6 protein-coding genes are annotated in these 9,202 nt (G+C 65.6%); 4 read left to right on the top strand and 2 right to left on the bottom strand.

The window, feature by feature from the left end; translation table 11 throughout:
- Positions 1 to 12 precede the first annotated feature (12 nt).
- Both AAF184_09430 and AAF184_09435 read left to right on the top strand, forming a co-directional pair.
- Positions 13 to 723 (top strand): ABC transporter ATP-binding protein, encoded by a 711-nt coding sequence (locus AAF184_09430; GenBank protein ID MEO0422543.1) that lies wholly within the window; start codon positions 13 to 15, stop codon positions 721 to 723.
- A gap of 13 nt (positions 724 to 736) precedes the next feature.
- Entirely contained in the window at positions 737 to 3,229 is a 2,493-nt protein-coding gene (locus AAF184_09435; protein ID MEO0422544.1) for an FtsX-like permease family protein, read from the top strand.
- Positions 3,230 to 3,258: 29 nt separating this feature from the next.
- On the opposite strand, the gene AAF184_09440 is transcribed toward AAF184_09435, so the two are convergent.
- Together AAF184_09440 and AAF184_09445 are read right to left on the bottom strand one after the other, a co-directional pair.
- A complete protein-coding gene (locus AAF184_09440; protein ID MEO0422545.1) occupies positions 3,259 to 4,674 on the bottom strand; it encodes an erythromycin esterase family protein in 1,416 nt (471 codons plus the stop codon).
- Positions 4,675 to 4,837: 163 nt separating this feature from the next.
- Positions 4,838 to 5,293, bottom strand: a complete 456-nt coding sequence (locus tag AAF184_09445; GenBank protein ID MEO0422546.1) for a nuclear transport factor 2 family protein — start codon at positions 5,291 to 5,293, stop codon at positions 4,838 to 4,840.
- Between the two features lie 180 nt (positions 5,294 to 5,473).
- Here AAF184_09445 and AAF184_09450 point away from each other — a divergent pair, with 180 nt between their 5' ends.
- Positions 5,474 to 6,535, top strand: coding sequence for a proline racemase family protein (locus AAF184_09450; protein MEO0422547.1), 1,062 nt, complete (start codon positions 5,474 to 5,476; stop codon positions 6,533 to 6,535).
- Positions 6,536 to 7,043: 508 nt separating this feature from the next.
- Positions 7,044 to 8,900 (top strand): integrin alpha, encoded by a 1,857-nt coding sequence (locus AAF184_09455; protein ID MEO0422548.1) that lies wholly within the window; start codon positions 7,044 to 7,046, stop codon positions 8,898 to 8,900.
- Positions 8,901 to 9,202 lie beyond the last annotated feature (302 nt).

Genomic DNA, 9,202 nt, shown 5'->3' on the forward strand with positions numbered 1-9,202 from the left:
AAGGAACACCTGATGAGCCAGCCCACCAACCAGAAGCCCCTCCTCGCCCTGCGCGATGTGACCCGCGTGTACCGCACGTCCGAGGTCGAGACTGCCGCCCTCGCCGGCATCGACCTGGAGATCGACCCCGGCGAGTTCGTCGCCATCATGGGCCCGTCCGGCTGCGGCAAATCCACCCTGCTCAACATCCTCGGCATGCTCGACTCGCCCACCCGCGGCGACTACGAGTTCCGCGGCGAGCACGTCGGCGCCTACGACGAGACCCGCCTCGCCCGCCTGCGCAAGCGGCACATCGGCATCATCTTCCAGGACTTCCACCTGATCGATGAGTTGAGCGTGCGCGAGAACATCGAACTGGCCCTGCTCTACCAGAACGTGAGCACCAGAGAACGGCAATCCCGCGCGGATGAGGTGATGGACCAGGTAGGTATCGGTCACCGCGCCAACCATCGGCCGGCGCAGCTCTCCGGCGGTCAGCGCCAGCGCGTCGCCGTGGCGCGCGCCCTGATCGTGGCACCAGACCTCATCCTCGCCGACGAGCCGACTGGGAATCTCGACAGCGCTCACGGCGAGGAGGTCATGGGCATGCTCCGGGGGCTCAACGAGCAGGGGGCGACCATCATCATGGTCACCCACTCGCCGGCGCATGCGGACTGGGCTAAGCGAACCGTCAACCTGTTGGATGGACGGGTCATCGCCCACGACATCCGCCAAGCGATCTGAGGAGGCATCCGCCGTGTTTCGCAACTACCTCATGACGGCCCTGCGCAACCACCTGCGACAGGGCGGCTACACGCTCATCTCCCTGGCGGGGCTGACTCTCGGCATCGCCGTCTCGGCGCTCGTCTTCATCTACGTGTGGCAGGAAACACACTACGACCGGCAGATCCCGGACGCGCAGCGCTTGTACATCGGCGAGACGCTGCTGGAAGCGCCCGGGCGGGCGTCACAGCTCTTGCTCACCACGCAGGGCCCCTTGGCGGATGAAGCCGTCGCCGAGGTGGCCGGCGTCGAGGCCAGCACGCGCGCCTGGATCGGTTGGTACACGGTCTCGATCGACGATCGACTGGAGTTCAACCATCAGCTCGGCGCCGTCGACACCAACTTCCCGCGCCTGCTCGGCCTTAAGATGCTCGAGGGCAGTGCCGACGCATTGGATGATCTCAGCGCCACCTTGCTGTCGCGGTCGATGGCCCAGCGCCTCTTCGGCGAGGGCCCCTACCTCGGCCAACGGGTCACCTTCGGTGGGCAGAACGATCTGCAGGTGATGGGCGTGTACGAGGACATGCCGTCCACCAGCCACCTCGAGCTGCACATCCTGACCGCCCTGGAGGCGAAGCTGGTGACGGACCGCGGCGTCACCCCCAAGTCCGACTGGAGCCTGCCCTCCGTCTTCTCCTACTTCAAGCTCGCGCCGGGCACCGACCCTGGGGCGGCCGGTGAGGCGCTGCAAGCCATCGCCCGTCGCAACACGCAAGCCCCCGATGGCGTCGCCGTCGAGCGCTACCTGTCGTTCTTCCTCGAGCCCGTGACCGCCTTGCACCTGAACGGGAAGAACTACGCCCAAGCGCCCAAGCCGCGCACGGGCAACGCCACCGCGCTCGTCATCGCCACCACGATTGCGCTCCTGGTGCTGGGGGTCGCCTGCATCAACACCGTCAACATCGCCACCGCCCGCAGCGCCGATCGCGCCCACGAGGTGGCCATCCGCAAGGTGGTGGGGGCCACCCGCGAGCAGCTGGTGATCCAGTTCCTCGGCGAATCCGCCCTGCTCACCCTGCTCGCGACGCTCATAGCGCTCATGTTGGCGGAGATCAGCGTGGGCATTCTCGGGGAGTTGCGCACGTCAACCACGGCCGCCACCGGTGGCTTCGTTGACCAAACGCTCTCGCTCAGCGTGCTGCTGCAACCCGCCGCGATGATGAGCTTCGCTGCCCTGCTGCTGCTGGTCGTGCTGCTCTCCGGCCTCTACCCAGCGTTCGTGCTAGCCAACTACAAGCCCGCCAGGATCTTCCACCCGGGAGGCACGGGAAGCCGAGGTCAGGGCCTGCGCACCGTGCTCGTGGTGTTCCAGTTCGCCACGTCCATCGCCCTCATCGTGATGGCCGGCACGGTCTGGCAGCAGGTGCGCTACCTGGAATCCGCCGACCTCGGCTTCGACCGCGGCGGCGTGGTGCTCCTGAACGGCGTGCGACGCGGCCCTGCCGGCACCATCGAACTCACCCGCAAGCTCGACCAGGCGATCGAGGGGCGGCCCGGCATCGAATTTGTGGCCGGCACCCACTCCTCGCCGTCGTGGGACTACGCGGACGACGGGCGCGTCCATCGCAGCGACCGACCGGCAGACACGGCCGTCACCGTCGACCGCCTCGCCGTGGACACGGATTTCTTCAGCGTCTTACGCGTCGAACCCCTAGCCGGGCGCGTGTTCAGCGAGGACTTCGGCCCCGACCGCGCCCAGTGGGATCTGGAGAGCCGGGGCGAGGTGGAATTGCCGCTCGTGTTGAACGTCTCCGCGGCCAGCTCCCTCGGCTACGGCGTCCCCAGCGATGCGGTCGGCGTGGCCATGCGTTTGGAGCTCGCGCCGGGGGATGCCCGCAACGGGCGCGTCGTCGGCATCGTGCCCGACTTCCATTTCAAGTCGTTGAAGACTCGCATCAACCCGATGGTCTTCTTCCCGGACCCGACGCGCTTCAACACGCTGATGGTGCGCTTCGATCCGCGCCAGCGCGGGCAGGCGCTCGCCTCGATCGAGGAAGGCTGGACAGCGGTGCTGCCCTCGCAGGCCCTCTCGCAGGAGTTCCTGGATCGCCAGTTGGTGGTGCAGTACGTGACCGAGCAACGCCAGTTCACGGTGCTCGCCACCCTCGCCGCCATCGCCATCTTCATCGCGGTGCTCGGCCTGGTCGGCCTCCTGGCCCACGCCATCGCGGCGCGACGCCATGAGATCTCCCTGCGCAAGGTGATGGGGGCGGAGGTGATCGATCTGCTGCGCCTGTTCCTCTGGCAGTTCTCGCGGCCGGTACTGGTGGCGTCGCTGATCGCCTGGCCGATCGCTTGGGTGCTGTCGGAACGCTGGTTGGACAGCTTCGCCTACCGCGTCGATACGTCGCTGCTGCTGTTCGTGACCTCTGGCGCGTTGGCGCTGGCGATCACCTGGGGGTTGACCGCGATTCAGGTGGTGCGCGTATCGGGCACGCGCCCGGCGGAGGTATTGCAGGCAGGGTAGTCCGCAGCGAACGGTAGCCGGGCGCCCGGCTACAGGTAGTCCGGCGGGGTGACGGTGTCGATCACCAGCACCCCATCGTATTCCTCCGACAGCGTTAGCGGCGTCTCCTCGTTGCCCCATTCCCACGTAGGCGTGGTGGTACGCAGCCAGGCGCTGCCCGGAGCGTCTGGATCGGCACCTTCGATGTCGAGGAACAGATACGCCAGACGCCGACTGTGGAAGATCGCCTCGAGGCTGAAGTTCAACGGTGCCAACACCTGCTGCACGCTGCGATCGTTGAAAGCGTGCTGACCGCGGTACATGTAGAAGCCCACGGTGTAGAGCTGCGGCTCGAGGACGTCGTGGACGAAGACCCCCATATTGGCGTCGGGCAAAAACCCCGCGCCCTGGTGTCTTAGGTGCACGTTGTGCGCCCACGCGATGATCTTCTCCTGCGGGTAGATCTGAGTGGCGAGGGCGATCAGGTTCTCGCCCATGCCCCGATCTCGCTCGCTCGCGCCGAAGGTGTCGGTAAAGCGTTGCGCAAGCTGGCTTGCGAAGAACGGGGCTGTGCGCGTGTACTGAGCCGCGATGCGCACCTGCAACGACGTGTAGTCACCGTCGCCGACGATGATCGTCTCGTTGGCGAGGAGGTAGTCGCTGAGCGTGGTGTAGTCCACCTGCAGGCCGGGCAGAGCGTCAGTCAGGCTGGTGATGGCGTTGCTCGAGGCGCTAGTAGCCGCCTGAGCAGCGCCGATAGCATTGAAGAAGCGCTGTTCGAGCTCGATCACTTCATCGGCGTAGGCGGGCGATACCTTGCCCACCATGGCCTCCAGTTCGGCGGGTCGTTCACCGCTGTTCACGCCGCTGAACTGAACGTCGAAGCCCGTGATACGCAGGGGCGTCGCCGTGGACTGGGTGGACACCAGGTAGTCGAAGAGTTCGCGTAGCTCTGCCGTCTGCCAGACGCTGAACAGGCAGCTGTTCATAGCGTCGCGCGCCAGGCCGCGTTCGAGAATGCCCTGGGCATACTCGCAATCGAATAATCCCCCTTCGAAGGCGAGGAGGTTGAAGCCGAGGGCTTCGTGCAGGTACTTGATCAAGCGCACCTTCGCTTGAGAAAACTGCTTGACGCCGTGGCTACTCTCGCCGAGGGCAACCAGGCGCTTCGACTCGAGGACGCCAGAGAGGAAGTCAAGATCCGAGAAGTCGTCGTCGACGGTCAGCGAGCGCACGGTCTTCGCGTTTGCCGCAAACCAGGCGGCAGCGTCGTCGTCCACGCGGGCCGCGTTGGTATCCGCGCCGGTTTGCAACTGGTTGTCGCTCAGCAACACATCGGGTGTGGGCGGGGCAGAAACCGGCGGTGGCGTGGCGACCTCGGGCGGCGCCGGTGCCGCACTGCCGCCGTCGCCTCCGCCGCATGCGCTGAGCGCGAGGGTGGATAAGGCCAGGAGTGCTAGACACATACGCCGTGAAGTCATCGTCACATTGACTCGGAAGCTAAGGGAACCTTCGTTGGAGTGTAATTGACACCCGCGCTACCTCACCAGCGATGCGGTCGGCGTCGCTGTGGGTCTGGAACTCACCCCAGGGAATGCCCGCTCGCTTGCAGCCTGGGTGACCTGCCCGCTACTCCTGTGCCTGAGTGAACAGACCGCTTGGTTGCAGCACATCTACGCGCACGATCTTACCGCCCTCGAAGGTGAAGACTTCGACGATGTCGGTCCACGATCGCTGCTGTGACGTGAGCTTGACCCGATCGTGCATGACGACGCGATCGTCGATCGCCACCAGGTGCACGAGTTCGTTGCGCACCTCGGGGAAGCGCGCGAAGTGTCGGGCGCGGTTCTCACGCAGGGCGTCACGGCCATCGATGCGCCGCTCGCCGCGGAACATGTGGACCTGGGCATCCGCGGCGAAGACGGCGACGTAGGCATCGGCGTCCCGGGCGTTCACCGCAGCGATGATGGCTTCCACCTGGCTCAGGTGGTGGCTCGAACTCGGGAGTGGATCCGCCAGGGCGTTCGCTGGGAACGCGCACCAGCACACGAGGCCTATGAGGGTGTGTCGGAAGGTGAGTCGCATCTGATGGCTCTCCAAGCGGCGTTGATTGCGCCGAGCGTAGCGTGCGCTCGCGCCCGTGACGCCGTCTGCACGTGCCGCTTGCGACCGATCGAGCGCTCGCCGCGATCGGCCGAGCGCTTTCCCAGGCTCACCGGGCGACGTAGGGTACTAGGCGGTCGCCACCGCCCGAGAGAGACTCCGATGGATCCCGCCGCGCCACGCCCAGACCTCATCCCGCCCCCGCCCACCGGCGCCAAGACCTTCCACTGCGTGGAGGCCCACACGGAGGGCGAACCCCTTCGCATCATCCTGTCGGGCTTCGAAGACTTGCGCGGCGACACGATCCTCGCGCGCCGGCGCGACGCGCACGACCGCCTCGATGACCTGCGCCGGGCCCTGATGTGGGAACCCCGCGGCCACGCCGACATGTACGGCTGCATCGTCGTGCCCGCCGAGCGTGAGGGATCGGACTTCGGCGTGCTGTTCACCCACAACGAGGGCTACTCGACCATGTGCGGCCACGGCGTGCTGGCGATGGCGCGGGTGGCAGTGGAACTCGGCCTGGTGCCCGTCGTGCGCCCGGTCACCACCATGGTGATGGATACGCCTGCGGGTCCGGTGCGGGCCACGGTCAAGCTCGATCAGGAAACGGGCGCCGTACAAGCGGTATCCTTTCAGAACGTTCCCTCGTGGGTCGTGAGCTTGGACGGAGAGATCCGCGTACCGGGTGTGGGCGCCGTGTCCTACGACGTGGCGTTCGGCGGCGCCTTCTACGCCTACGTTGACGCCGATGCCCTCGGCCTCACCCTCGAGCCGGCCTCGACCCAACGCCTCATCAAGATGGGCCGCGCGATCAAGGAGGCCGTGCAGGCGGCGGACCCGCCGAGGCATCCAGCAGGTGAGGACCTATCGTTTCTGTACGGTACTATCTTCACTGGCCCCGCCAGCGACCTCCGCCATCATTCGCGCCACGTGTGCGTCTTCGCCGACGGCGAGGTGGATCGAAGCCCGACCGGCACGGGCGTCAGCGGGCGCCTCGCGCTGCTGCGTGCGCGGGAACAGATCACCGTGGGCGAGACGGTCGGCATCGAGAGCATTCTAGGTAGCCGCTTTTACTGTCGGATCGCGGAGGAACAAGATCGTGCCGATGAGCCGGGGCCCCAGATCGTCCCGGAGGTGGAAGGCCGCGCCTGGGTCATCGGCGCGACGCAGTGGGTGATCGACCCGCAGGATCCGTTCCGCTCAGGGTTCCTCCTGCGCTAGGGACCGGCTCGTCGGGCGCAGCGCGTCTCAGCAGCGCATCGTGAACTGCGCGTAGCTCCCGGCTGATCGCTAGCGCCGACCCCGTTCTGGCCTAGTGCCAAGCGGCGAACCGGGCCTGTCCATTGCGGCTAGCCAGTGGCGAAGACACAGAGTGTCTTTCTAGTGTGCCGTCACGGAGGTAACTTTGCCTGCGCGGTCGTAGCCCCCCTCCCAGCCCTGCCCTCGACACTGAACATATTCAGGCGAAAGTGCCCATGGGGCGACACACCTCAGCGTTTCACCTTACCATTTAGGTTCCCGCGTAAGCGCCGTTATCGGACTAATGAGAAATATAACAAACAAAACGACCTCGCTTGACGCCGCTACACGTCAAGCTGTTCGCGCAATCTTCACCCCTATGGCGTTAGGCACCTGGTTGATGGCCGGGGCGCCGGCCGCGGCCCAGCCTGACGCAACACCCCACGCAGCAGCCGTGAGAGACGGGTTTGTGATGAATGGTGTAGGCACCATGGACAGGGCTGGCTACGCGGCTAGCGGTATCGGTGATATCAACGGCGACGGCTTAGACGATGTGCTCATCGGTGCCCCGGACGCCGGACCCTTCTCCGGCGCCAGCTACGTGGTCTTCGGCAACGACGATGGCCTGCCTGAGTCGATAGAGCTCTCCGATCTGGCCTCCGGCGACGGCACCCTGGGCTTTGCGCTCATCGGCGCACAGGCATATGACACGATCGGACGGAGCGTTAGCGGGGTAGGTGATTTCAACGGTGACGGGTTAGACGATTTCATGGTCGGCGCGGGGTATGCGGGGGCCTACGGTGAGGTCTACCTGATCTTTGGCGCACCGGAATTCCCACCGTCCATCGAAGTGGCCGCCCTAGGAGCTGCGGGCGTGCTCCTGCGTGGCGAGGAGGTAGGCGACGCCGTAGGTACCGCTGTCGCCGCCGCGGGCGATGTCAACGGCGATGGCTTCGACGACCTTCTGATCACGGCGCGCAACGCCGGCGAGGACGGCGAAGCCTACGTGGTGTTTGGCACTGATCAGCCACTAGGCGCCACCCTAAACGTAGGTACGCTGTCTCCTGCCCAGGGGTTCCCCATCGTCGGCTTCAAGCCCCGGTCCAATGCTCTGCTCGCGGCCAGTTCCGCGGGCGACTTGAATGGCGACGGCTACGACGAGGTGATGGTAAGCGCCTTCGATGCCACCATCGAGGTATGCGGAAACGCGCAAGGCCTCACCTATGTGGTGCTAGGCCGAGCAGATGGCGTCTCAGAGCCCGTGGACATCAGCAGCTTTACCGACGGCGATGGGAGTGAAGGCTTCGTGGTGCTGGGGGCAGCTTGCGGAAATCGCTCGGGATACGCCATAGGAGGCGGCGGCGACTTCAACGGCGACGGCGTTGACGACATCATCATCGGTGCCCCAGACGCCAAGCCGGGCGGTCGAAACGAGGCGGGCGCCGCCTTCGTCCTCTTCGGCCGCAGCGAGGGCTTCCCGCCCAGGACAGAACTGAGCGAGCTAGTTAGCGGTGACGGTAGCCTAGGGTTCGCACTGAACGGCATAAACGAAGACGATGGAGTAGGCACGGCAGTGGGAATGGCTGGTGACCTAAACCACGATGGCATAGAGGACCTGATCGTAGGCGCACACATGGCGAGCCCGAATGACCTGCGCCTCTCGGGACAGAGCTACGTGATATTCGGTCGCGACGATGGCTTCCCCGCTGAGATCGAACTCTCATCCATCGTGGAAGGCGATGGCAGCGCCGGGTTCGCCATCGACGGCGCAGCCGCTTCGGACTTCGCCGGCCGCCAGGTGGGTGAGGCCGGTGATGTGAACGGTGACGGGATCGACGACCTGCTGGTCGGTGCCTTCGGCGCGGATGCAGGCGGGCGCACCAACGCCGGGCGTACCTACGTGCTGTTTGGCACCACCGAGCCCTTCGCCCCAGTGTTCAATCTGTTTCAGATCGGCGAGGTGGGGTCCTTCCTCAGCACTACCGTGGCGGGCGTCAGAACGTTCTTCGCTGCCTGCCTCAATCGCACAGATCCCCAGGAAGCCATCGTGACCCCGGCGGATCAACCTGGTTTTTTCCGCTTTAACTGCGGCGAGATCGGCGTCGCGGCCAACGTGGGCGATAACGTACAAGTCATAGTAGACGGACGGTCCGCCGGTGACCGATTCGTCGGTGAGTCCGGCGGCTTCGAGGGCAACGCCCGCCTCCTGTGCCGCAACCTTACCCAGGGGGTGGACACACTGCCGCGGCCACTGGGCGAGACCGGCGCCTGGAGCTGCTCCGACGCGGGCCTGCCGATCGCGCTCGGGGATCAGCTGAGGGCAATCGTCAGCGGCACCACAAACTAGCAGCCCGTTGAAGGCCTCAAGCGGCACGATCCGGCGTTGGAAGTCGATTCAAAATGCTCGTGTGCTGCCCGTACACTCCGCTTTTGTCGATTTCCGCCTTGTCGCGCACTCGCCTGGGGCAGGCCAACAGACTGCTAGTGATCCCTGAGGCTGGCCAACGCGGTATCGAGGCCTGCCAAGTCTACATCCAATTTGAGGGACTTACTGGCTGGATCCCAGGCCTTGGACCAGTTGGCAACACCGTACTTGCCGGTGAGCGTGCTGCCGAAGAATGGGGCTAGCCTTTCGACGGTGCCGAGGAC

The sequence above is a fragment of the Pseudomonadota bacterium genome (assembly GCA_039815145.1).
Classification (GTDB): domain Bacteria; phylum Pseudomonadota; class Gammaproteobacteria; order Steroidobacterales; family JBCBZW01; genus JBCBZW01.